21 protein-coding genes are annotated in these 21,755 nt (G+C 62.7%); 11 read left to right on the forward strand and 10 right to left on the reverse strand.

Annotated features, from left to right (window positions below; all coding sequences use genetic code 11):
* Positions 1-4: 4 nt before the first annotated feature.
* From QM748_RS04300 to QM748_RS04325, 6 genes are all read left to right on the forward strand, one after another.
* Positions 5-3,034, forward strand: a complete 3,030-nt coding sequence (locus QM748_RS04300) for a hypothetical protein (protein WP_415245814.1) — start codon at positions 5-7, stop codon at positions 3,032-3,034.
* A complete protein-coding gene (locus QM748_RS04305) occupies positions 2,934-4,226 on the forward strand; it encodes a pilus assembly protein (RefSeq protein WP_415245815.1) in 1,293 nt (430 codons plus the stop codon). Before QM748_RS04300 ends, QM748_RS04305 begins: the two co-directional genes overlap by 101 nt.
* Positions 4,227-4,255: 29 nt before the next feature.
* The gene (locus QM748_RS04310) at positions 4,256-4,888 is read left to right on the forward strand and encodes a TIGR02281 family clan AA aspartic protease (RefSeq protein WP_415245816.1); all 633 of its coding nucleotides are present in this window, start codon (positions 4,256-4,258) and stop codon (positions 4,886-4,888) included.
* Positions 4,889-5,015: 127 nt separating this feature from the next.
* Positions 5,016-5,537 carry a CoA pyrophosphatase gene (locus QM748_RS04315; RefSeq protein ID WP_415245817.1) on the forward strand — a complete coding sequence of 174 codons (522 nt, stop codon included), beginning with the start codon at positions 5,016-5,018 and terminating at the stop codon, positions 5,535-5,537.
* A gap of 88 nt (positions 5,538-5,625) precedes the next feature.
* Positions 5,626-6,549, forward strand: a complete 924-nt coding sequence (locus QM748_RS04320; RefSeq protein ID WP_415245818.1) for a CobD/CbiB family protein — start codon at positions 5,626-5,628, stop codon at positions 6,547-6,549.
* A gap of 28 nt (positions 6,550-6,577) precedes the next feature.
* Complete coding sequence (locus QM748_RS04325) at positions 6,578-7,759, forward strand: acetyl-CoA C-acyltransferase family protein (RefSeq protein WP_415245819.1); 1,182 nt, start codon at positions 6,578-6,580, stop codon at positions 7,757-7,759.
* Between the two features lie 178 nt (positions 7,760-7,937).
* On the opposite strand, the gene msrB is transcribed toward QM748_RS04325, so the two are convergent.
* From msrB to QM748_RS04340, 3 genes are all read right to left on the reverse strand, one after another.
* Positions 7,938-8,348, reverse strand: a complete 411-nt coding sequence (gene msrB, locus QM748_RS04330) for a peptide-methionine (R)-S-oxide reductase MsrB (RefSeq protein WP_415245820.1) — start codon at positions 8,346-8,348, stop codon at positions 7,938-7,940.
* Positions 8,349-8,382: 34 nt separating this feature from the next.
* Entirely contained in the window at positions 8,383-9,552 is a 1,170-nt protein-coding gene (locus QM748_RS04335; protein ID WP_415245821.1) for a DUF2863 family protein, read from the reverse strand.
* 107 nt (positions 9,553-9,659) lie between these two features.
* Positions 9,660-10,493, reverse strand: a complete 834-nt coding sequence (locus tag QM748_RS04340) for a pyruvate, water dikinase regulatory protein (protein WP_415245822.1) — start codon at positions 10,491-10,493, stop codon at positions 9,660-9,662.
* Between the two features lie 128 nt (positions 10,494-10,621).
* Between QM748_RS04340 and ppsA the strand changes: the two genes are divergently transcribed.
* The 5 genes from ppsA (at position 10,622) to QM748_RS04365 (ending at position 16,371) form a co-directional block, all read left to right on the forward strand.
* Positions 10,622-12,988 carry a phosphoenolpyruvate synthase gene (ppsA, locus tag QM748_RS04345; protein ID WP_415245823.1) on the forward strand — a complete coding sequence of 789 codons (2,367 nt, stop codon included), beginning with the start codon at positions 10,622-10,624 and terminating at the stop codon, positions 12,986-12,988.
* A 170-nt stretch (positions 12,989-13,158) separates the two neighbouring features.
* Positions 13,159-14,055, forward strand: coding sequence for an amino acid ABC transporter substrate-binding protein (locus QM748_RS04350; RefSeq protein ID WP_415245824.1), 897 nt, complete (start codon positions 13,159-13,161; stop codon positions 14,053-14,055).
* A 134-nt stretch (positions 14,056-14,189) separates the two neighbouring features.
* Positions 14,190-14,927 (forward strand): amino acid ABC transporter permease, encoded by a 738-nt coding sequence (locus tag QM748_RS04355; protein WP_415245825.1) that lies wholly within the window; start codon positions 14,190-14,192, stop codon positions 14,925-14,927.
* A gap of 2 nt (positions 14,928-14,929) precedes the next feature.
* A complete protein-coding gene (locus tag QM748_RS04360) occupies positions 14,930-15,601 on the forward strand; it encodes an amino acid ABC transporter permease (RefSeq protein ID WP_415245826.1) in 672 nt (223 codons plus the stop codon).
* 32 nt (positions 15,602-15,633) lie between these two features.
* Complete coding sequence (locus tag QM748_RS04365; RefSeq protein WP_415245827.1) at positions 15,634-16,371, forward strand: amino acid ABC transporter ATP-binding protein; 738 nt, start codon at positions 15,634-15,636, stop codon at positions 16,369-16,371.
* Positions 16,372-16,494: 123 nt separating this feature from the next.
* Here QM748_RS04365 and QM748_RS04370 read toward each other — a convergent pair whose 3' ends face one another.
* The 7 genes from QM748_RS04370 to QM748_RS04400 form a co-directional block, all read right to left on the reverse strand.
* Complete coding sequence (locus QM748_RS04370; protein ID WP_415245828.1) at positions 16,495-17,355, reverse strand: oxidoreductase; 861 nt, start codon at positions 17,353-17,355, stop codon at positions 16,495-16,497.
* Positions 17,356-17,376: 21 nt separating this feature from the next.
* On the reverse strand, positions 17,377-18,147 hold the full coding sequence (locus tag QM748_RS04375) for an SDR family NAD(P)-dependent oxidoreductase (RefSeq protein ID WP_415245829.1): 771 nt from the start codon (positions 18,145-18,147) through the stop codon (positions 17,377-17,379).
* A gap of 17 nt (positions 18,148-18,164) precedes the next feature.
* A complete protein-coding gene (locus tag QM748_RS04380; RefSeq protein ID WP_415245830.1) occupies positions 18,165-19,121 on the reverse strand; it encodes an SDR family NAD(P)-dependent oxidoreductase in 957 nt (318 codons plus the stop codon).
* A 212-nt stretch (positions 19,122-19,333) separates the two neighbouring features.
* Complete coding sequence (locus tag QM748_RS04385) at positions 19,334-19,663, reverse strand: DMT family transporter (protein WP_415245831.1); 330 nt, start codon at positions 19,661-19,663, stop codon at positions 19,334-19,336.
* Positions 19,664-19,690: 27 nt separating this feature from the next.
* Positions 19,691-20,077 (reverse strand): VOC family protein, encoded by a 387-nt coding sequence (locus tag QM748_RS04390; protein ID WP_415245832.1) that lies wholly within the window; start codon positions 20,075-20,077, stop codon positions 19,691-19,693.
* Between the two features lie 3 nt (positions 20,078-20,080).
* Positions 20,081-20,848, reverse strand: a complete 768-nt coding sequence (locus tag QM748_RS04395; protein WP_415245833.1) for a RibD family protein — start codon at positions 20,846-20,848, stop codon at positions 20,081-20,083.
* A gap of 25 nt (positions 20,849-20,873) precedes the next feature.
* Entirely contained in the window at positions 20,874-21,743 is an 870-nt protein-coding gene (locus QM748_RS04400; protein WP_415245834.1) for an oxidoreductase, read from the reverse strand.
* Between the last annotated feature and the right edge of the window lie 12 nt (positions 21,744-21,755).

Genomic DNA, 21,755 nt, shown 5'->3' on the forward strand with positions numbered 1-21,755 from the left:
CATCATGAGAAACGTGACTCTGCGTGCGTTCACATTCCTGGCGAGCGTCGCTGCCGGCTTGATCATGCCGCAAATGGCAATGGCGGATGTCGTCGATCTGGCGAGGACGCCGCTGACGAATGCGGCCACGACCGAAGTAAAGCCCAATCTGATGTTCATCCTCGACGATTCGGGCAGTATGGATTGGGAGTTCATGCCTGACCTGGTGACGGATGGCAGCTATTGCAAGGGAACGAGTTCGGCCGGCACCAACTATCGCTGCTGCCGGGAGGCGACCGGGACCCAGGGCGGCACTGCGAGAGGAGATGGCGAGGCCTGCCAACCGACATCCTTGACAGCCCACAGAGGCATGCCGCCTTTTTATGCTTCGGGTTTCAACAAGAGTTACTACGACCCGACGGTGACTTATCGGCCGCCGCAGACATACGACGGGAATGAGGCAACGGACTATGGCGGTACCGACTCGGTGCCGCTGGATGGATACGGTATTCAGAGAACGGACACACTGAACCTGACGGGAAATTATCCGGATGTCGAGTGGTGTACGGATTCCGGCTATAGCGATTGCCTCCGCAATGGCGACTATATTTTGCCGGGCGTGGTCGGCGGTAAATCATATACTTGGCTGAGGGCGGCGAGAGCCACTGGCGGTACGGCACGATTTGCGGTCGGGCCTGTCGATTCGCCGAGTATCGAGCAACGGCCGACAGGGCCTTTCTATTACGTGATGCTGCCTGCCGAGTACTGCACGGACAACAATCTTGTCGATTGCGTCGAGGCCGGTGCTCCGACCGCGACGCATCGTGTGCCGGCAAAGTTGCGCTGGTGCCGGAATGCGAACCTGACGGATTGCCGTGCGACGCAGAATGCTACCTACAATTATCCGAGATACCCCACCGTCGTGACGAGTTCGGCCGTTTCGGCCGTGCCGAGCAGTACGGGAGTTTTCGGCGTGAGTGGCGTTTCGAGAAGCAATGCGACGGGTGCTGGAAGCGTCTGCAACGGAAAAACGAATGTCGTCACGGTCAACAGTATTCGCGTTGGCGGCATCGAGCTGCTGAGCGAATCACTGAAGTACTGCAACGCGAGCAATGATGCAAACACCCGGAACCGCGGCCTTGCGGATGCAATCGCGGACCGAATTTCCAATGGATTTTCGGCAGCACGCAGCGGCACTGCGAACATGGTCGTCACGGCGCCGGACGGGTCGTATAACGGGCAAAGCCTTGTAGCTTCCATGCTTGGCGCCTCCTGGGCGAATTCGGCGCGCATGAGCTTCAGCGGTGGGGTCGCCGCCAGCGCAATGGCATTCGTCCCCGGCACGTTCACGCGCATCGACATCGTGCCGGGCGTGACCTACGGCAATATCCTCAACGCCGAAGGCAGCATTCTGTTGGATCGTGGCCAGCGCAGCGACTGTGTGGCGGCGCCGAATTGCACTTATGCGGAAGAATTGCGCAATTTCGCCAACTGGTTCGCCTGGTACAGAACACGGATGCAGGCGATGAAGACCTCGGTCAGCCGGACCTTCGTCACGATCGACAGCACTTACCGTGTGGGTTTTCGCTCGCTGAACAACAACAACAGCGTCAATCTCAAGATCGCCAACTTCACCGGCAGCCATAAGGCAGACTGGTACGGCAAGCTGTTCGATGCCAGGCCCACCGGCGGCACGCCCTTGCGCAGGGCTTTGTCGGATGTCGGACGGATTTACGCGGGCAAGGGGAGCGGTACCACAGGCGCCGATCCCGTCCAGTATTCCTGCCAGCAGAATTTTGCCTTGCTGACTTCGGATGGTTACTGGAACGGGAACGGAGGGGGGAATCTGGCGGGGTCGGCCATCGGCAACGAAGATGGCTCCGGAACGCCTCGCCCGTATTACGAAGGGCCGACGGCAAGCTCGGGGAGCCTGGCCGATGTGGCGAAATACTACTATGAAACGGACTTGAGGACCTCTGCGCTGGGCAATTGTGCAGGGGCGCTTTCTGGCGAAAACGTCTGCACGAACAACGTTTTCACCAGCGGCGAGGACAATAATTCAAAGCAGCACATGACCACCTTCACTCTCGGCCTGGGTGTGGATGGAGAGTTGCGCTATCAGAGCGACTACAAGACCGCCGAATCCGGCGATTATTACAATATCCTGAAAGGCCTGGGCACGCCGCAAGCAAACTGGCCGGTTCCGCAGGCAGATAAACCCAGTGCGGTCGATGACATGTGGCATGCCGCGGTGAGTGGCCGGGGCACGTATTTCAGTGCTGGAAATCCTGCGGAGCTTGCCAGTGGCCTGCGCGACGCGCTCAGGGAAATCAGGGTCAAGGTCGGTGCGGGTGCGGCAGCGGCAACGAGCGCGCTTTCTCCGGTGGCGGGAAACAATTTTGCCTATGTCGCCAGTTTCACGACCGAGAAGTGGACAGGCAACCTCGAAGCGCGTGCAATCGACCTCACCACGGGAGAGGTCGGGCTCGAGCCATTACATTGCGTCGAGAACGTGACGTCGGAGTTCGGTTCCTGCTCGGGCACGATGGCAAGCAAGGTGGATGCGGAGACGGATATCCGGACCATTTACACGAGCGGCAGCGATGGCTTGGTGAGTTTCACCTATGACAACCTCACGTCCTCGCAGCAAGCATATTTCAACGCATCGGCGTTAAGTCAATGGGGTGAATTGACGACGGGGCAACGGGCACAGGCGACCGGCTCCAATCTCGTGAATTACCTCCGGGGACAGCACGGTTTCGAGATGCGCAGCAGCAATGCGGTGGAGCGGCAGGTGTTCCGCGCACGCGATGCGATACTGGGCGATCTCGTCGAGTCCACACCGATCTATGTGCAGAAGCCGAATTTCAATTACGCCGATCCCGGCTTTGTCTCTTTCAAGGCTGCACAGGAGTCGCGGGGCGGTACGGTTCTACGTCGGCTCGAACGATGGGATGCTGCATGCCTTCAATGCGGAGGGCCTCGGAGAGCGTTGGGCCTTCGTGCCCAGCATGGTCGTCCCGAACATGTGGCTGCTGGCCGATCAGAACTATAGTGCCTTGCATCGCTACTATGTGAACGGCGCACCCACGGTATGGGACATCTGCACGAGCAACTGCACGAGTGCAGGCTCGGCTGTCTGGAAGACAGTCCTGATCGGCGGTCTCAATGGCGGCGGGCGGGGTTACTACGCGCTGGATGTCACGAATCCGAATTCGCCAGCCTTGTTGTGGGAGTTCACGACCGACGACGACAACGACCTCGGTTACAGTTTTGGCGAGCCGATCGTGACCAAGCTCGAGGACGGTCAATGGGTCGCCGTGCTGACTTCCGGCTACAACAATATCGAAGGCTCGAATCCCGGTGAGGGTTTCGTATATGTGCTCGACGCCTGGACGGGTGCGGTGGTGCGCAAAATCGGCACGGACGTGGGAAGCGCAGCCACGCCCAGCGGCCTTGCACGCATCGTCGTCTGGACGGATGACCAGAATCGCAACAACACCGCGGGCTATGCCTATGGAGGCGATCTGCTCGGCAACGTCTGGCGCTTCGACCTGAACAGGGGAGAGGTCAGCGGGGAAAATCCGTTCAGGTTCGCACGGCTTTACGCGGATGAGGCGGCGACCGAACCCCAGCCCGTCACGACGCGCCCGACGCTGGGCAAGGTCAATGGCAAGCGCATGATCTTCATCGGCACGGGCAAATATCTGGAGGTGAGCGACCTCAGCAATCGTCAGCTTCAATCCCTGTATGGCATCAAGGATGATGACGCGAGCGCGACGCTGGTCAATCCACGCAATTCCCTTGTACGGCAGGAGTTCACCGAGACGACTGCCGCAGAGCGTACCGGCACCAACAACCCGGTTCCCACAAGCGAACGGGGATGGTATGTCGATCTGCCGGATTCCGGAGAACGGCAGAACGTTCCCTCCATGCTGGTGCGTGGTGTGCTCATCGTGCCGACGACGGTGCCGAGTACGACGGCTTGCGAGCCGGGTGGATACAGTTGGCTGAACTTCGTCAATTATCGTACCGGAGGGCAGTTGCCGTCACTTGGCTGGGTGTCAACACGCTTCAGCGCACCGATCGTGGGTATCAATGTCGTTTATGTTGACGGCGAACCGGTTATCTCGATCGTGAAAGGAGATAACCCGACCCCCGAACGTTCGCCTCAGCCGCCTTGGGAAAGCAGTGACGAGGGTTTTCAGGGAAGGCGGGCGGTATGGCGTGAAGCGATCGACGAATGAGGCTTGCCTTGTCTGAGGTGCCGCGCCTGATGGCGGCCGTGCTGGCGCTTGGAGTCTGTCTGGCCTCGAATACTGCGCAAGCCACTGGTGTCGGCCTGTCCGGCGTGTTCGGCAGCCGGGCGGTGATCGTCACTGACGATGACCGCTTGCATACGCTGCGTGTCGGGCAGGCGACGGCCGATGGCATACGGCTCGTTTCGGTCGGGGCGGATTCGGCGGTGGTGGAAATCGGTGGTGTGCGCCGAATGCTGCGGCTGGGAGAGCGGGTGGTCAGCGCGGCGTCGGAGGGCACTGCCCAGCGGGTGATGATCGAGGGCGATAGCCAGGGGCATTTCCTTGCGCAGGGCAGCGTCAATGGTGCGTCGATGCGGTTTTTGGTCGATACTGGTGCGACTGCGGTGTCCATGGGGGCGGCCGATGCCAGGCGGGCGGGGATCGATTTCCGCCAGGGGCGGCAGGTCTACAGCCAGACAGCCAATGGCGTGGCACCGATATGGATCGTCAAGCTGAACTCGGTGCGTCTCGGTGGCATCGAACTGGCGGGCGTGGATGCGGCCATCCACGAGGGCGACATGCCGGTGGTCCTGCTGGGCATGAGCTTTCTGAACCGCATGCAGATGAGCCAGGAAGGGAGTCGCCTGATACTGGAACGGCGTTATTGATCGACGGGAGGATGAGGTGAGTCTGGGGCAACACGCGGCGCCTGAAATCTGGTCCGAACCGCTGGATCGTCTGCGCACGATTTTGCAGCAGGCGCCGGGGCGGCCGGGGGGAGATTGGCCCGAGACGATGAATGGGCAACTTCATCGCCCCGCGGCGGTACTGGTCCCGGTCGTTGCCGGGCAGTCTGCGCCTGCGCTGCTGCTCACCAGGCGCACCGACCACCTCCATCACCACCCGGGCCAGATCAGCTTTCCGGGCGGGCGGGTCGAAGCGCAGGACGCTTCGCCGGTCGAGACGGCGCTGCGCGAAACGGAAGAGGAGATCGGCCTTGACCGCAGCCGTGTCGAACTGCTCGGCGCCTTGCCCGATTACTACACCGGCACGGGTTTCCGCGTGACGCCGGTGGTGGGGGTGGTGCACCCGCCATTCGAACTGCAACTGGATACTTTCGAGGTGGCCGAAGCTTTCGAAGTGCCGCTGGCGCATTTTCTCGACCCGGCCAATCATCTGCGCCACAGCTTGATGCACGAGGGCCGGGAGCGCCAGTTCCACGCCATGCCCTACAAGGATTACTACATCTGGGGCGCGACGGCGGGAATCATCATGTCCTTGTACCGTCTGTTGTCCGGGCAAGGCGGTCGGGTCTGAACCGGCACATGATGTGGCGCCATCGCGGTGCCCTCGGGGCCTGTGTTATCTTGGCAATATCCTGTTTGCGTTTCCACAGTAGTCCTGCATGACTCTTTTCGCCTTGATCATTGCTCTGCTCATCGAGCAGATCCGTCCGCTCCCGGTCGATCGCTGGGTGCTCCAGCCTTTGCGAAAGCTGTCGAGAAGCCTGCTCGAGCGTTTCGGTGACGGTCAGGCCACGCATGGACGGCTGATCTGGGTGGGTGTCGTGGTGCTGGGCTCGCTGTTGACGGCGGTGCTTCACTACCTGTTGTGGGAAATGCATCCGGTACTGGCGTTTGCGTTCAATGTCGTGGTGCTGTTTCTGACAATGGGCTTTCGCCACGAAGGCCGTTTCTTTTCCGGCATCCATCTGGCACTGCGGATGGGCGACATGGAGCATGCGCGTGCGCTGCTGTCGGAATGGCGGGGGCGCGACTGTGGCGAGGCGGATGCCAGCGAGGTGGCCAGGCTCGCCATCGAGCAGATTCTGGTGAGCACGCATCGCAGCCTGTTCGGTGTCGCCTTCTGGTTCGTGATCCTGCCCGGGCCGAGCGGCGCGGTGATGTACAGGCTGGCGCGCTTCTTTGCCGATGAGTGGGGCCATGGCGTCCAGGCGGAGTCCGGCGCCGGCCGGTTCGCGCGGCGCGCTTTCGAGCTGATCGACTGGCTGCCGGCATGGCTGACGGCGGCTTCGTTTTCGGTGGTGGGCGATTTCGAGGGTGCGATCTATTGCCGACGCACTCAGGCAGTGCTGTGGCCGGACAAGTCGTCGGCTATACTGCTCGCAAGTGGTGCGGGTGCGCTGGGCGTCAGACTCGGCATGCCTATCCACGAGTCCGGCGGCTTCGTCGACCGGCCCGAGTTGGGACAGGGCGACGAAGCGGACGCCGATCACATGCAAAGTACCGTGGGCCTGATCTGGCGGGCACTGCTGGTATGCTTGTTTCTGCTTGCTCTGCTCGGCTTGGCCGGGTGGGTGGGTGGATGATTTTTAGAACCCATAGGAGGGAGTGTGCATGGCAAATCGTGAAGTCGTTGTTCTGAGCGCTGTTCGTTCCGCTGTCGGCGGTTTTGGTGGCTCGCTGAAGGACATGGAGCCGTCCGACCTCGGCGCGGTGGTGATCAAGGAAGCGATCGCGCGCGGCGGAGTGGACCCCAAGGAGGTGTCGTTCGCTTCCGTCGGCCATTGCATCCCCACCGATGCCCGCTACGCCTACGTGTCGCGTGTCGCCACCATCAATGCCGGCATGTCGATGGACTCCGTCGCCTTCCAGGTGAGCCGTCTGTGTGGTTCGGCCCAGCAGGCGATCGTCAGCTCGGCCCAGGCGATCATGCTGGGTGATGCCGACTACGCCATCGGCGGCGGTGTCGAAGTGATGTCGCGCGCTGCTTACCTGCTGCCCGCCCTGCGCAACGGTGCCCGCATGGGCGACACCAAGGCGATCGATTCGATGGTTGCCGTGCTGACCGACCCGTTCGGTGTCGGCCACATGGGCATCACTGCCGAAAACCTGTGCACCAAGCATGGCATCTCCCGTGAGGACCAGGATGCCTTTGCGCTGGAGTCGCAGAAGCGTGCTGCCGCGGCGATCGCCGAAGGCCGTTTCAAGAGCCAGATCGTCCCGATCACCTTCGAAACCCGCAAGGGCCCGGTGGTGTTCGATACCGACGAGCATCCGCGCATGACTACCCTGGAAGCGCTGGCCAAGATGAAGCCGGCTTTCAAGAAGGATGGTACCGTGACGGCCGGCAACGCGTCGGGCATCAATGACGCCGCTGCCTTCCTGCTGCTGGCCGACGCGACCAAGGCGGTTTCGGCCGGCCACAAGCCGATCGCCCGCCTGGTGTCCTATGCCATCGCCGGTGTGCCGAACGACGTGATGGGCGAAGGCCCGATCCCCGCAACCAAGCTCGCGCTGCAACGCGCCGGCCTGACGCTGGACCAGATCGACGTGATCGAGTCCAACGAAGCCTTCGCGGCGCAGTCGATCACGGTCAACCGTGGCCTGGGTCTGGATTCGGCCAAGGTCAACCCGAACGGCGGCGCCATCTCGCTGGGCCACCCGGTGGGTGCGACCGGCTCGGTGATCATCACCAAGCTGCTGCACGAGCTGATCCGCACCAATGGCCGCTATGGCGTGGCCACGATGTGCATTGGCGGTGGCCAGGGCATCACCACGGTGTGGGAACGCGTGTAAGCGCAGCTTCCGCCCACGAAAAACCCGCGCTTGCCTCAGGGCAGCGCGGGTTTTTTATTTCCTGATATCTGGATGTCCGTAGGAGCGGCTTTAGCCGGCGGCGCCTAGCCGGGGGTGCCTAGCCGCGAACAGGACTGCGATCCTGTTGCCACGACTGCCATCGTGGCTAACGCCGTTCCTACGAGGAGGGTGTTTCCGCGTCCTGTTTCAGCTCGATCGATGCGGAGTTGATGCAGTAGCGCAGCCCGGTCGGCTGCGGGCCGTCCTCGAAGACGTGGCCGAGGTGGGCGTCGCACTGGCTGCAGAGCACTTCGGTCCGCACCATGTAGTGGCTATGATCGGCCGCGGTGGCGACGTTGTCGGGTTCGGCTGCAGTCCAGAAGCTGGGCCAGCCGCAGCCGGCATCGAACTTGTGCTCGGAGCGGAACAGCGGAGCGCCGCAGCAGATGCAGTTGTAGCTGCCCTTGTCCCAAGTGTTCCAGTATCGCCCGGTGAACGCGCGTTCGGTGCCCTTGTGGCGTGTCACCCGGTACTGTTCGTCGGTAAGCTGGGCGCGCCATTCGGCGTCGCTCCTGTCGATCTTGCTCATGCTTTCCGGTCTCCGTCAGTGGCTTGACCTGCGCTCAGTGCAGATGGCGGGGCATCTGCTCCATCTGCTCTTCCGGCATTTCGGCATGCACGGCTTCGCCTTCGGCGGAGGGGTACATCGGTGCGCCGCAGTCGTCGCAGTATTCGAGCGGGAACTGGTGGTCGAGGTGGATGACTTCGGTGAGGCCGCATTCGCGCAGCACTGCTTCGATCTGCGCGGGAATGTCGGTGCTGTCGTCTTCGGCACCGAGCAGCGGCCAGACCACCCCATGCACGATCTGGTCGTTTCCACGTACGCTGAAGCCGAGGCGATATTCCTCGAGATCCCGGTCCCAGAACGGGGCGATGACGGCACGCAGGTTGGCTGCGGGGACTTCGAGGGCTGTTCCCAAGTAGGCGACCGAGGCGCGTACCGAGTATGGGCGGCTGTCCTTGTCGGCAGCGCGGCTGGCGGCGAAGTAGGGTTCGGGCAGCACGAGATCGACGGCACAGCCGGGCAGCAGTGGGGTCAGACAGGCGCCGCCCTGGATACGCCATTGCTCGCGTGCGTTGTCGCGGCTGCCATCCCTTTCCTGCCAGCGGAAAACCGGTTTGCCGCGAGGTACGGCTGCAGCAGCAAGCAGGTAGCGGGTGTCGGAGAGGAACTGTGCCGTGTCCGGCATGCCTTCGGTATCGATGCGAAGGTCCGAATTGCTCATCGCCGCCTTGCCCAGCATCCTGGCGAACTCCGCCGTGGCGCAATAACCCTGCGGCAGTTGATCGGGGCTGAACAGGAAATCGGCGACGGCGAGGCGGGCTTCCTGGGCGAGGACGTGGGCCTGGAAATGAACGCGCAGATTGGCAAGTACTGCCGAGGGCACGGCGACCGCAGGGATGCGGTAGCGCGACCAGGCAAGGATGGGGGCAGCGATGAGAACCACGTCATGATCGTCGAAAGCGCCGGTGGCGCATTCGGCACGGGATTCGATGAAATCGGCCAGTTCGTCGTAGGCGCGCGTTTCGGTGCTGTAGAGGTGATCCAGCACAGCGTTGAGCGCCTCTTCTTCGTTGTTCTCGAGCTGCTCGTCCAGTGCGGTACTCAACTGCTGCTCCCAGTAGCTGTCCTCGACGCGGCTGGTCGATTCGGCAAGGCCGTTCGCCAGCCATGCCAAGTGTTCAGCGATGCGTCCGAGGCCGCCGCGGCGCTTGATGCGCGTTCTTTTCATGTGCAGTCCTGTTGCTTCCTTCGATGGCGCCCGTGTCGGGTGGCAGGCGCAAGGACGCCATTCTAGCCGAATAAGCGCAGGCCGCTGCCGACGGGCCGTGCTGTGTCTCAGAACGCAGGTCGTTCGACGCGCACGGTCTGGAGAATGGTGGCCGAGATTTCCTCGATCGACTTGGTGGTCGAGTCGAGCCAGCGGATGTTTTCGCGGCGCATCAGCTTCTGGGCGGCATCGATCTCGTAGCGGCAGTTCTCCAGCGAGGCATAGCGGCTGTTGGGGCGGCGCTCCTGGCGGATCTGCGACAGGCGCTCGGCGGCGATGGTGAGGCCAAAGAGCTTGCGGCGGTATTTGTGCAGTTCGCCGGGCAGCTTGTTGCGCTCGAAGTCTTCCGGGATCAGCGGGTAGTTGGCGGCCTTGACGCCGAATTGCATCGCCAGGTAGAGGCTGGTCGGCGTCTTGCCGGAGCGGGAGACGCCGACCAGGATCACATCGGCTTCCTCCAGTTCGCCGTTGCTGGACACGCCATCGTCGTGGGCCATGGCGAAGTTGATCGCCTCGATGCGGTGCTTGTAGTTGATGCTGTCGGCAATGCCGTGGAAGCGTCCGACAGCGTGCGTCGAGCGTTGGCCGAGTTCGGTTTCGAGCGGGCCGATGAAACGGTCGAACAAGTCGAGGAATAGCGCATCGGCGTTGTGCAGTGCCGCAACCGTGTCTTCGTTTACGAGTGTACTGAACACGATCGGACGTACCCCGTCGCTCGCCGCGGCTTCGCGGATCTGGGCTGCGCAGTCGATGGCCTTGTCGATATCGTCAACGAAAGGGGCGCGGACCTGACGGAAACTGCTTTCAGGAAACTGCGCAAGCAGGCTGTGGCCAAGGGTTTCAGCCGTTATGCCGGTACCGTCGGAAACGAAGAAGACGGTGCGGGTGGGAGTGTCAGTCATGATCGCTGCCTGTATTTGCTCGGAGTGAGACATGGTTGGCATTGGGGCAAACCCTGTCGTGCGGCAGAGCACAATAAAACGTTAAAATTGGATTTTGCTTTCTATCTCTCTTTTGTGGAAGGTCATCCATGACGCGCTACGTGCTTCCTTTCAACGAACTTCGCATGACCGACGTCGAAAAGGTCGGCGGCAAGAACGCCTCGCTCGGCGAGATGATCAGCCAGCTGCCTTCGAGCGTTCGTGTTCCGGGCGGTTTTGCGACCACTGCGGAAGCCTACCGCGAATTTCTGGCGCATGATGGCCTTGCCGACCGCATCAATGCCGCGCTCGACGCGCTCGACGTCGATGACGTTGATGCGCTCGCCAGGACCGGCGCCCAGATCCGCCAGTGGATCATCGACATCCCGTTCCCGGCCCAGCTCGAAGCCGAGATCAAGGCGGCCTACGACAAGATTACCGCAGAAGGAGAGGGCAGTTTCGCCGTCCGCTCGTCGGCTACCGCCGAAGACCTGCCGGATGCGTCCTTTGCCGGCCAGCAGGAAACCTTCCTGAACATCCATGGCTACGAGAACATCCTGCATGCAATGAAGGAAGTGTTCGCCTCGCTGTACAACGACCGCGCGATCGCCTACCGCGTGCACAAGAACTTTGCCCACTCCGACGTCGCGCTGTCGGCCGGAGTGCAGCGCATGGTGCGCTCGGATTCGGGCGCCTCGGGCGTGATGTTCTCGATCGACACCGAGTCGGGCTTCGACCAGGTGGTGTTCATCACCGCTTCGTATGGCCTGGGCGAGACCGTGGTGCAGGGCGCGGTGAACCCGGACGAGTTCTATGTGCACAAGCCCACGCTGGCGCAGGGCAAGCCGGCGATCATCCGCCGCAACCTGGGTTCCAAACTGATCAAGATGGTGTTCACCGACAAGGCCGTGGCTGGCAAATCGGTGCGTACGGTGGATGTGCCCGAGGCCGATCGCAACCGCTTCTCGCTGACCAGCGAGGACGTGCTGGAGCTGGCGCGCTATGCGGTCATCATCGAGAAGCATTATGGTCGCCCGATGGACATCGAGTGGGGCAAGGACGGCCAGGACGGCAAGCTCTACATCCTGCAGGCCCGTCCCGAGACGGTGAAGAGCCAGGATTCCGGCCTGGTGATGGAAAAGTACCGTCTGAAACAGTACGGCAAGGCCCTGACCCACGGCCGTGCGATCGGCCAGAAGATCGGTGCCGGCGTGGTCCGCGTGGTGGGCGATGCTTCCGAGATGAACCGCGTGCAGCCGGGCGACGTGCTCGTCACCGACATGACCGACCCGAACTGGGAGCCGGTGATGAAGCGCGCCAGCGCCATCGTCACCAACCGTGGCGGCCGCACCTGCCACGCCGCGATCATTGCGCGTGAATTGGGCATCCCGGCCATCGTCGGCTGCGGCAATGCCACCGACGTACTGAACGAGGGCGAATCCGTCACCGTGTCCTGCGCCGAGGGCGACACCGGTTACGTCTATCGCGGCAAGCTGGAGTTCGAGGTCATCACCACCGACATGGGCAACCTGCCCGAAATTCCGGTGAAGATCATGATGAACGTGGGAAATCCCGAACTCGCCTTCGAGTTCGCCCAGATACCCAATGGCGGCGTTGGCCTGGCCCGTCTGGAGTTCGTCATCAACAACATGATCGGCATCCACCCGAAGGCCATCCTCGACATCGGCCAGGTGCCCGCCAATCTGCGCGACGAGATCAACCGCCGCTCGCGCGGCTACGCGACGCCGAAGCAGTTCTTCATCGAGAAGCTGGTCGAAGGCGTGGCGACGATCGCCGCCGCCTTCTACCCGAAGCCCGTCATTGTGCGCATGTCCGACTTCAAGTCGAACGAATACCGCAAGCTGCTGGGCGGTGATATCTACGAGCCGGAAGAAGAAAACCCCATGCTCGGCTTCCGTGGCGCCTCGCGCTACATCGCGCACTCCTTCCGCGACTGCTTCGAAATGGAAGTGGCGGCGATGAAGAAGGTGCGCAACGAGCTCGGCCTGACCAACGTGCAGATCATGATCCCGTTCGTGCGCAACCTGGAAGAGGCCGAAGGCGTGGTCGATCTGCTGGCCGAGCACGGCCTGAAGCGCGGCGTGAATGATCTCAAGCTCATCATGATGTGCGAGATCCCGTCCAACGCCATTCTGGCCGAGCAGTTCCTCGAGTACTTCGATGGCTTCTCCATCGGCTCCAACGACCTGACCCAGCTCACGCTCGGCCTGGACCGTGATTCCGGCCTGGTTGCGCATGCGTTCGACGAGCGCGATCCGGCGGTCAAGCAATTGCTGTCGATGGCGATCCGTGCCGCCAACAAGCTCGACAAGTACGTCGGCATCTGCGGCCAGGGGCCGTCCGATCACGCCGACTTTGCCGAGTGGCTGATGGACGAGGGCATCCAGACCATTTCACTGAATCCGGATACGGTGGTCGATACCTGGCTGAAGCTGGCCGCGCATCGCGCTGGCTGATTCGGAAATTCAGCAGCTTGATATAGGGGCATTCGCCGATAGGCGAATGCCCCTTTTTCGTGCGCGCTTTGCACCAGGATTGAGCAGTTCTGCTGAATTCAAGTAGATACGTCAAAATGAAAAAGATGCTCTAGAATGGCCTCTCCTGAACAAGCATCGAAGGGGACACAATGAAGAAGCATCTGCTTGCGATTGCCATCACTGCACTGGCCGCCACCTCGACCATGGCGCAGACCGGTGACACTCTGGCGAAGATCAAATCTTCGGGCAGCATCACCTTGGGCGTGCGTGAATCCTCCGGCCTGGCCTATACCCTGGGCAATGGCAAATACGTTGGTTTCCACACTGAAATGGCGGAGAACATCGTTCAGGATCTGCAGAAGGAACTGGGCCTGTCGAAACTGAATGTGAAATATCAGCCCGTCACCTCGCAGAACCGCATTCCGCTGGTGGTCAATGGCACCGTCGATCTCGAATGTGGTTCCACCACCAATGACCTGAATCGCCAGAAGGAAGTCGATTTCGCCAACACCACCTATGTGGAGCAGGTACGCATCGCGGTGAGGGCGGATTCCAACATCAACGACGTCAAGGATCTGGACGGCAAGACCGTGGCGACCACCACAGGCACGACGTCGGTGCAGCTGCTGCGCCAGAACAAGCGTGCTGCAGGCATCCAGTTCAAGGACATCAATGGCAAGGATCACGCCGACAGCTTCCTGCTGCTTGAAACTGGCCGCGCCGATGCCTTCGTGATGGACGCCTCGATCCTGGCCGGCAACATCTCCAAGTCCAAGAACCCGAAGGGTTTCAAGATCGTCGGCGAGCCGCTTTCCACTGAGCCGATCGCGTGCATGCTGCGCAAGGACGATCCTGCCTTCATGAAGGCGGTGAACGACTCGATCGCCCGCCAGGTCAAGGACGGCACGCTCGAGAAACTGTGGGACAAGTGGTTCCTGCAGCCGATTCCGCCGACCAATACCGCGGTTGGCCTGCCGCTGTCCGACGCGACCCGCGATGCCTGGAACAACCCCGACAACAAGCCCAAGGAAGCCTACAACGAGTAAGCTTCGAGCCTGAAAACACCCTTTCCCGTGGAGGGAAAGGGTTTTTCGATGGATAGGGCCGCCCGCGCTGAGGGCAGTCCTATGTGCCATCGTTTCTGCACCTGAAAGGAAATCCTATGGCTTGGGATTGGCAGATGTTTTGCGAAGACACCCTGGACCGCACGGTCCGCGAGGGCTGTTTTGGCACCGATGGGGACATCACCTACCTCGACTGGATGCTGTCCGCATGGGGCTGGACGGTTTCCGTCTCCCTGCTGGCGCTGCTGCTGGCGCTGGTGGCGGGTGTGGTGATCGGCACCATACGCACCTTGCCCGACAACAAATGGGCAGTGCGCTTCGGCAACGCCTGGGTGGAGATTTTCCGCAACATTCCGCTGCTGGTGCAGATCTTCCTCTGGTACCACGTCGTGCCGGCCATCTTTCCGGCGCTGAAATCCGTATCGGGCTTCGTGCTGGTGGTGCTGGCGCTGGGCTTCTTCACCTCGGCGCGGATCGCCGAGCAGGTGCGCTCGGGCATCCAGGCGCTGCCGCGCGGCCAGCGCTACGCCGGCATGGCGATGGGCTTCACGACCTGGCAGACCTATCGCCACGTGCTGCTGCCCAATGCCTTCCGCATCATCATCCCGCCGTTGACCAGCGAGACGATGAACATCTTCAAGAATTCGTCGGTGGCTTTTGCGGTGTCCGTGACCGAGCTGACGATGTTCGCCATGCAGGCCCAGGAAGAAACGGGGCGCGGCATCGAGATCTATCTGGCGGTGACCGGCCTGTACATCGTCTCGGCCTTTGCCATCAACCGCATCATGACCTTCATCGAGAAGCGCGTGCGGGTTCCGGGTCTGGCTGCGCCAGGTGCGGCTGGAGGGCATTGAACATGGACCTCTCGTTCGATTTTTCCTTCTACAGTTGGGACCTGGTCACTAACTTCATTCTGAAGGGCTTGTATTTCAGCGTGATGTTGACGCTGGTGGCGACGCTGGGCGGCATCTTCTTCGGCACCTTGCTGGCGATGATGCGGCTGTCGGGCCGCAAGTGGCTGATCGTGCCGGCCACCATCTACGTGGACGGCATGCGCAGCATCCCGCTGGTGATGGTGATTCTGTGGTTCTTCCTGCTGGTGCCGCTGTTCCTCGGCGCGCCGATCGGGGCGGAAGCCTCGGCCACCGTCACCTTCATCGCCTTCGAGGCAGCGTACTTTTCCGAGATCATGCGCGCCGGCATCCAGTCCATTCCGCGCGGACAGGTGTTCGCCGGGCAGGCGCTGGGCATGACCTATGGCCAGAACATGCGCCTGGTCGTGCTGCCGCAGGCTTTCCGCAACATGCTGCCGGTATTGCTGACGCAGACCATCATCCTGTTCCAGGATACCTCGCTGGTCTACGCCATCGGTGCCTACGACATGCTCAAGGGCTTCGAGGTGGCGGGCAAGAACTACGGCCGTCCGATCGAGGCCTTCATCGCTGCCGCCGTCGTCTATTTCGTGATCTGCTACAGCCTGTCGTGGCTGGTGAAGCGGCTGCACAAGAAGATCGCCATCATTCATTGACCGGCGGTTCCCGTCCGGAAGAGGGTTTGTCCATGATTGAAATGAAGAACGTCTCCAAGTGGTATGGCAGCTTCCAGGTGCTTGAGGACTGCTCCACCCGCATCGAGAAGGGGGAGGTCGTGGTCGTGTGCGGACCGTCCGGCTCGGGCAAGTCCACGCTGATCAAGACCATCAACGCGCTGGAGCCGATCCAGAAGGGCGAGATCTGGGTCAATGGCACGCCGGTGCATGATCCCAAGACCAATCTGCCCAAGCTGCGCAGCCACGTCGGCATGGTGTTCCAGCACTTCGAGCTGTTCCCGCACCTGACGGTGACACAGAACCTGACCATCGCCCAGGTCAAGGTGCTCGGGCGCAGCCAGGACGAGGCCGCCAAGCGTGGTTTGAAGATGCTCGACCGTGTCGGCCTGATGGCGCACAAGGACAAGTTCCCGGGCCAGTTGTCCGGCGGTCAGCAGCAGCGCGTGGCGATCGCCCGTGCGCTGTCGATGGACCCGATCGTGATGCTGTTCGACGAGCCCACGTCCGCGCTCGACCCCGAGATGGTCGGCGAGGTGCTGGACGTGATGGTCAGCCTCGCCAATGAAGGCATGACCATGATGTGCGTGACCCACGAGATGGGCTTCGCCCGCAAGGTGGCCAGCCGCGTCATCTTCATGGACGTCGGCGGCAAGATCCTGGAGGACTGCACGAAGGACGATTTCTTCGGCAACCCGGATGCCCGCCAGCCGCGTACCAAGGACTTCCTGGGGAAGATTCTGCAGCACTGAGAAAGGCTGCGAAAAGAGCGATGCCTGCATGGGCGGCCGTGATTTACGGCCGCCCATGCCACATTCATCAGGCGGTTTGAACGGGCAGGCTGGCCGTGTCCATGGGCCGAGCCGCCTGGGCCATCAGAGCGCCTGGGCGGTGTTCTTCAAGGCGCCCGGGATGGCGGTGTCCTCGCCGCGCGTACGCCATTGGGCGAGATCACGGCTGCGTGAGGCGACGGCGCCTTCCCAAAGCTGGTAGGCATCTTCGCCCAGCATCAGTCGCACGGGCGCGGTGTCGCCGTCCACCATGTCGATGACCACCTGCATGCCCTTGACCGGGTCGCCCATCTGCTGGCCGTTCTGCGTGGCGTAGTACTCGTCCATGCCGGCGGTCAGCGGCGCGTAGTCGGCGATGTCCTGCGCGGCCTTCATGGCGGCGCTGCCTGCAAAGCCGGTGCGGAAGGCGCCGGGCTCGATCAGCGTCACGCGCACGCCGAAGGGCTTGACCTCGTGGTGCAGCGCCTCGGTGAAGCCTTCCAGCGCGAACTTCGAGGCGTTGTACAGCCCGCTGCCCGGGAAGGCCACCAGGCCCGCGATGCTGGTCAGGTTGAGGATGTGGCCCGACTTGCGCGCGCGCATCTGCGGCAGCACCTCGCGCGACAGCTCGGCGGCGGCGAAGAAGTTCAGCTCCATCTGCTGGCGAATCTGCGCGGAGGTGAATGCCTCCAGCGCACCGTAGGAGCCCGCGCCCGCGATGTTGGCCAGCACGTCGATGCGGCCGAATTTCTCCGCCGCGGCCTTGAGCGCGGTGGCGCGCGAGGCGGCGTCGGTCACGTCGAGCTGGAGCGCCAGCGCGCGGTCGCCATGGGCCGCCGCGATGTCCTGCAGCGGCTCCAGGCGGCGCGCGGTCAGCACCGCGTTGTCGCCCTTGGCAAGCACCAGTTGGGCCAGTTCCTTGCCGAAACCGGACGATGCGCCGGTGATGAACCATGTCTTGCTCATGGGGATGCTCCTTGAAAAAAATCAGAAGTTGATGCCGTTGTCCACCGTCAGCACACGGCCCGTCACCGCGCGCGACATGTCGCTGGCCAGATAAAGAATGGCGTTGGCCTGGTCTTCCGGCAGGGTCGCGGGCAAGTCCAGATTGCTGTAGAGCCCACCGTACTTGGCCATGCCCGAGCAGCCGCCCAGCATGTTGCCATCGAAGTAGCCGCGCGCCAGATCGGTATCGGTCGCGCCCGGCGCCACCGCGTTGCAGCGGATCTTCGTGCCCGCGAATCGGATGGCAATGTTGCGGGTCAGGTTGTTCACGGCGCCCTTGGTGGAGGTATAGGCCGGGCCGCACACGGGCAGTTCGCCATTGACCGACGACACGTTGACGATCACGCCTTCGTTGCGCGGCATGAAGTGCTGCACAGCCTCGCGGCAGAAGCGGAACACGCCGAGGTAGTTCACGTTCACCACCTGCTCCAGCACGTCGTCGGTGGTTTCCTCGATGGAGCACAGGTCGGCGATGCCCGCGTTGTTGACCAGGATGTCGACCTGGCCGAAGGTGGCGATGGCTTGCTCGAACACGTGTTTCGGCGCGGCACGATCGGAGGAATCGGCCACCACGCCGGTGGCCTTGCCACCTTGGGCGGTCAGCGCCTGCACGGCCTCGTCCAGCTCCTTTTGGCGGCGCGCGGTGATGACCACGTTGGCGCCCTCTGCGATGAACAGTTCGGCCGTGGCGCGGCCAATGCCTTTGCTGCCGCCGGTGATGATGGCGGTCTTTCCAGTCAGTAGTTGCTTCATGGTGTGAATCCTTGGGGTCAGGCGAAAGCGTTGATGCCGGTCAGTTGGGCCGACAGATTCCACAGGCGCTCGGCCTGTGCGGGGTCGATGGCGTAGCTGCGTACGCCGGTTTCGGTGGGCTGCGGGCTGTCGTCGCGCGCGGCCACGTCGCAGTCCTCGCAATACAGGCCGCCCTTGCCATCGAGCAGCGGCGAGGTGGCGGCCCACACCGTGGTGGCGGCGCCCTGGGGCGGGATCTTGAAGGTGGGGTCGATGACTTCGCCCTTGTCGTTGAGCCAGCCCAGCGCGTTCATCTCGCCCATGTCCATGTGGCGCTGCAGCGGGGTGTAGATCTTGCCGGGGTGCACCGAGAACGAGCACACGCCCTTGGCCTGGCCCAGGGTGTCCAGGTGCTTGGCGAACAACGCGATCGCGGTCTTGGACTGGCCGTAGGCCAGCCACTTGTCATAGCCGGTGTTGAACTGCACGTCGTCCCAGCGCATGGCGCAGTAGTGGTGGCCCATGGACGACAGCGACACAATGCGCGCGCCGGGCGCGATGGCGGGCCACAGCAGGTTGACCAGCGCGTAATGGCCCAGGTGGTTGGTGCCGAACTGCGATTCCCAGCCGTTGCCGACGCGGGTTTCGGGGTTGGCCATGACGGCGGCGTTGCAGACCACGATGTCGGCCTTGCGGCCGCTGGCGACAAAGCGCTCGGCGCAGGCGCGCACGCTGGTCTGGTCGGCCAGGTCGAGCTGATCGACTTCCACGTTCTGTACACCTTCGAGCGCCTTGCGCGCCGCTTCGGGATTGCGCGCCAGCACCAGCACCCGGGCGCCGGCACCGGTCAGGGCCTTGGTGGTTTCCAGGCCCAGGCCGGAATGGCCTCCGCTGATGATTGCGAGCTTGCCGGAGAGATCGATGCCGGCCAGCACCTCGGTGGCAGTGCTGTGAAAGCCGAAGCCGGAGTTCAGGGGTGTTTGGATATCTTGCATGGTGGTGTCCTCGTTCAGTGTTCACAATGGGTTTCTTGCCTTGATACCCATCCATGCCTTGAACGATATGCCTGATGGGGCGAACCATCCATGCTGAAGAGTACGGTTTTTTGTTGAGATCGTACGGGTCTGTGCAGATTCGGGAGGTATCGCCGCTCGCCGGCCCGTATTGCTGGAGCGATGCGTGCAGGGGAATGAGGTGCGATGGCCGCTCAGTGCCCCGAGGCCTTGGAAAACACGTTGAGGACGATCACGCCTGCAGCGATCAGCCCGATGCCGGCGATGCCTGCCAAATCGAGTTTCTGGCCGAACACGAGCCAGCCGATCGCGGTGATCAGGACGATGCCGAGCCCCGACCAGATGGCATAGGCGATGCCGATGGGAATGGTGCGCAGCGTCAGCGACAGGAAGAAGAAGGACACGCCATAACCGATGACCACGGCCACCGAAGGCAATAGCCGGGTGAAACCCTCGCTCGTCTTCAGGAAAGAGGTGGCGAATACTTCGGCCACGATGGCGACGATCAGGTAGAGCCAGTTCATGAATCTCCTCCCCGCGCTTCGGATGGATCAGGCCAGGCTATGGAAGGCGCAGAGTTTATTGCCGTCCGGGTCGCGCACATAGGCCAGGTAGAGCGAACCGGCCGGTGTCTTGCGCTCGCCCGGCGGGTCTTCGCAGGTGGTGCCGCCATTGGCCAGGGCCGCGGCGTGGAAGGCTTCCACCTGCTCGGGGCTGTCGATCAGAAAACCGATGGTGCCGCCGTTGGCGGCTGTGGCCGGCTGGCCGTTCAGGGGCTGGGCGACGGCAAAGATGACGCCCTTGTGCCGGTACATGATGCGTGGCGAGTTGAATACGATTTCCGCGCCGGGTGCGGCGCCGATGACGCCGAGGACGGCGTCGTAGAAGCGCTTGGCGCGGGTGAGATCATTGCTCCCCAGGGTGACGTGGCTATACATCGTTCATTGCTCCTCTTGCTGGTAAAAATCGTCATGGCTGCGCCTGGCGTAGCGCAGCCACACGTTGTCGCCGGGCAGTGTCTTCACCTCGATCAGCGAGAAACCCACCGGCGGCTGCGGCGGCATGTGTTCGCCGCGCTCGGAGAAGGTCGGCGTGCCGATGGCATCGTCCAGCACCGGGGCGATGACCAGGCTCAGCTCATCGACCAGGCCGGCGTTGAAAAATCCGCCGTTGACGATGGCGCCGCCGCCGAGAACCATGGTTTCCACGCCGAAGAGCGACTTGAGCTTGCGCATCGCCAGTTCGAGGTCGAGCTGATCCGTGCCGGCGAAGATGTAGGAAATGCCCTGCTGGCGCAGGTACGACACGTACTGGTCCGAAGCGCGCTCGCTGAGCAGTTCGATGATGTGGCCTGTGGGCCGATAGCGGTACTTGCCCAGCGGGCCGTATTCGCCGAGGGTGATCGAATTCTGTTTCCAGGCCAGCTTGCCGGACGGGTCGACGACCACGATGAAGTCCTTCAGTTCGGTGGGCGCCACCCAGTCCTCGCGCGGGCAGGTCGGCGCAGCCGGGTCGAAGACCGGGGGCTCCTCGCCGGCGAAGAACTCCATGGTCACGCGCCCGGCCAGCCAGGCCTGGCAGCCGAAGCTCATGTGCGTGTCCTCGTAGTTCTTCACCAGGTCGTAGCGTGCCGGCGAACTCATGTAGGGGCCGCGGATCTTCGCGTTCAGCGAGGTTTCCATGTGGCAGATGATCTTTGGCCTGTCCATGGCCCGTTCTCCTTTGCAGTGCAACTTACAGCTTGATTTCCTCGAACCCGGCATCGTCGAAGGCGGTGTCTTCGCCGCGTGCGCGCCAGCTGTTGATGTCTTCGAGGCGCTTGGCGATGGTGGCATCCCAGATCGAGTGCGCATCGCGGCCCAGCATCAAGCGCACGGGCGGTGCATCGCTGGCGACCACTTCGAGCATGCGCCGGGCGGCCTTGGCCGGGTCGCCCGCCTGCTTGCCGGCGGAGCCTTCGAGGTAGGTCTCGAACGGCTCGACCATGGGGCGGTAGGCCGCGATGCTGTGCACCGGGCGCATGTTCACGCCGCCGGCGAATTCGGTGCGGAACGCGCCGGGCTCGACCAGCGTGACATGGATGCCCAGCGGCTTGGCTTCGATCGCCAGCGACTCGGTCCAGCCCTCGATGGCGAACTTGGCCGCGCAGTAGGGGCCGGCGGCATTCATTGCCACCAGGCCGGCGATGCTGCTGACGGTGAGGATGTTGCCCGAGCCCTGTTTGCGCATCTGCGGCAGCACGGCGCGGCTCATCTCGGCGGCGGCGAAGAAGTTCAGCTCCATCTGCTCGCGCAGCTGCGCCAGGCTGAATTCCTCGCAGGCGCCGACCACGCCGCGGCCGGCGACGTTGGCCAGCACGTCGATGCGGCCGAAGCGCGCCAGGGTGTCGGCCACGGCCTTGTCGCGGGCGGCGGCGTCGGTGACGTCCACCGCCAGCGGCAGCACGCGGTCTTCATTGCCCTGGGCGATGGCCTGCAGGCGGTCCAGGCGGCGGGCGGTGATGACGGCGATGTCGCCGTTGGCGATGACGGCCTCGGCCAGGGATTTGCCGAAGCCGGACGATGCGCCGGTGATCAGCCAGACTTTTCGGGAGGGCTTGCTCATGATGTTCATTCC

This window comes from Thauera sp. (assembly GCF_047601425.1).
GTDB lineage: Bacteria > Pseudomonadota > Gammaproteobacteria > Burkholderiales > Rhodocyclaceae > Thauera.

Coding starts and splice junctions, on each gene's coding strand:
- msrB (WP_415245820.1), bottom strand. CDS start 8,348: ATGAGCAAGATCGACAGGAGCGACGCCGAATGGCGCGCCCAGCTTACC.
- QM748_RS04305 (WP_415245815.1), top strand. CDS start 2,934: ATGCTGCATGCCTTCAATGCGGAGGGCCTCGGAGAGCGTTGGGCCTTC.
- QM748_RS04390 (WP_415245832.1), bottom strand. CDS start 20,077: ATGTATAGCCACGTCACCCTGGGGAGCAATGATCTCACCCGCGCCAAG.
- QM748_RS04365 (WP_415245827.1), top strand. CDS start 15,634: ATGATTGAAATGAAGAACGTCTCCAAGTGGTATGGCAGCTTCCAGGTG.
- QM748_RS04385 (WP_415245831.1), bottom strand. CDS start 19,663: ATGAACTGGCTCTACCTGATCGTCGCCATCGTGGCCGAAGTATTCGCC.
- QM748_RS04340 (WP_415245822.1), bottom strand. CDS start 10,493: ATGACTGACACTCCCACCCGCACCGTCTTCTTCGTTTCCGACGGTACC.
- QM748_RS04300 (WP_415245814.1), top strand. CDS start 5: ATGAGAAACGTGACTCTGCGTGCGTTCACATTCCTGGCGAGCGTCGCT.
- QM748_RS04320 (WP_415245818.1), top strand. CDS start 5,626: ATGACTCTTTTCGCCTTGATCATTGCTCTGCTCATCGAGCAGATCCGT.
- QM748_RS04395 (WP_415245833.1), bottom strand. CDS start 20,848: ATGGACAGGCCAAAGATCATCTGCCACATGGAAACCTCGCTGAACGCG.
- QM748_RS04375 (WP_415245829.1), bottom strand. CDS start 18,147: ATGAAGCAACTACTGACTGGAAAGACCGCCATCATCACCGGCGGCAGC.
- QM748_RS04400 (WP_415245834.1), bottom strand. CDS start 21,743: ATGAGCAAGCCCTCCCGAAAAGTCTGGCTGATCACCGGCGCATCGTCC.
- QM748_RS04360 (WP_415245826.1), top strand. CDS start 14,930: ATGGACCTCTCGTTCGATTTTTCCTTCTACAGTTGGGACCTGGTCACT.
- QM748_RS04350 (WP_415245824.1), top strand. CDS start 13,159: ATGAAGAAGCATCTGCTTGCGATTGCCATCACTGCACTGGCCGCCACC.
- QM748_RS04370 (WP_415245828.1), bottom strand. CDS start 17,355: ATGAGCAAGACATGGTTCATCACCGGCGCATCGTCCGGTTTCGGCAAG.
- QM748_RS04380 (WP_415245830.1), bottom strand. CDS start 19,121: ATGCAAGATATCCAAACACCCCTGAACTCCGGCTTCGGCTTTCACAGC.
- QM748_RS04325 (WP_415245819.1), top strand. CDS start 6,578: ATGGCAAATCGTGAAGTCGTTGTTCTGAGCGCTGTTCGTTCCGCTGTC.
- ppsA (WP_415245823.1), top strand. CDS start 10,622: ATGACGCGCTACGTGCTTCCTTTCAACGAACTTCGCATGACCGACGTC.
- QM748_RS04335 (WP_415245821.1), bottom strand. CDS start 9,552: ATGAAAAGAACGCGCATCAAGCGCCGCGGCGGCCTCGGACGCATCGCT.
- QM748_RS04310 (WP_415245816.1), top strand. CDS start 4,256: ATGGCGGCCGTGCTGGCGCTTGGAGTCTGTCTGGCCTCGAATACTGCG.
- QM748_RS04315 (WP_415245817.1), top strand. CDS start 5,016: ATGAATGGGCAACTTCATCGCCCCGCGGCGGTACTGGTCCCGGTCGTT.
- QM748_RS04355 (WP_415245825.1), top strand. CDS start 14,190: ATGTTTTGCGAAGACACCCTGGACCGCACGGTCCGCGAGGGCTGTTTT.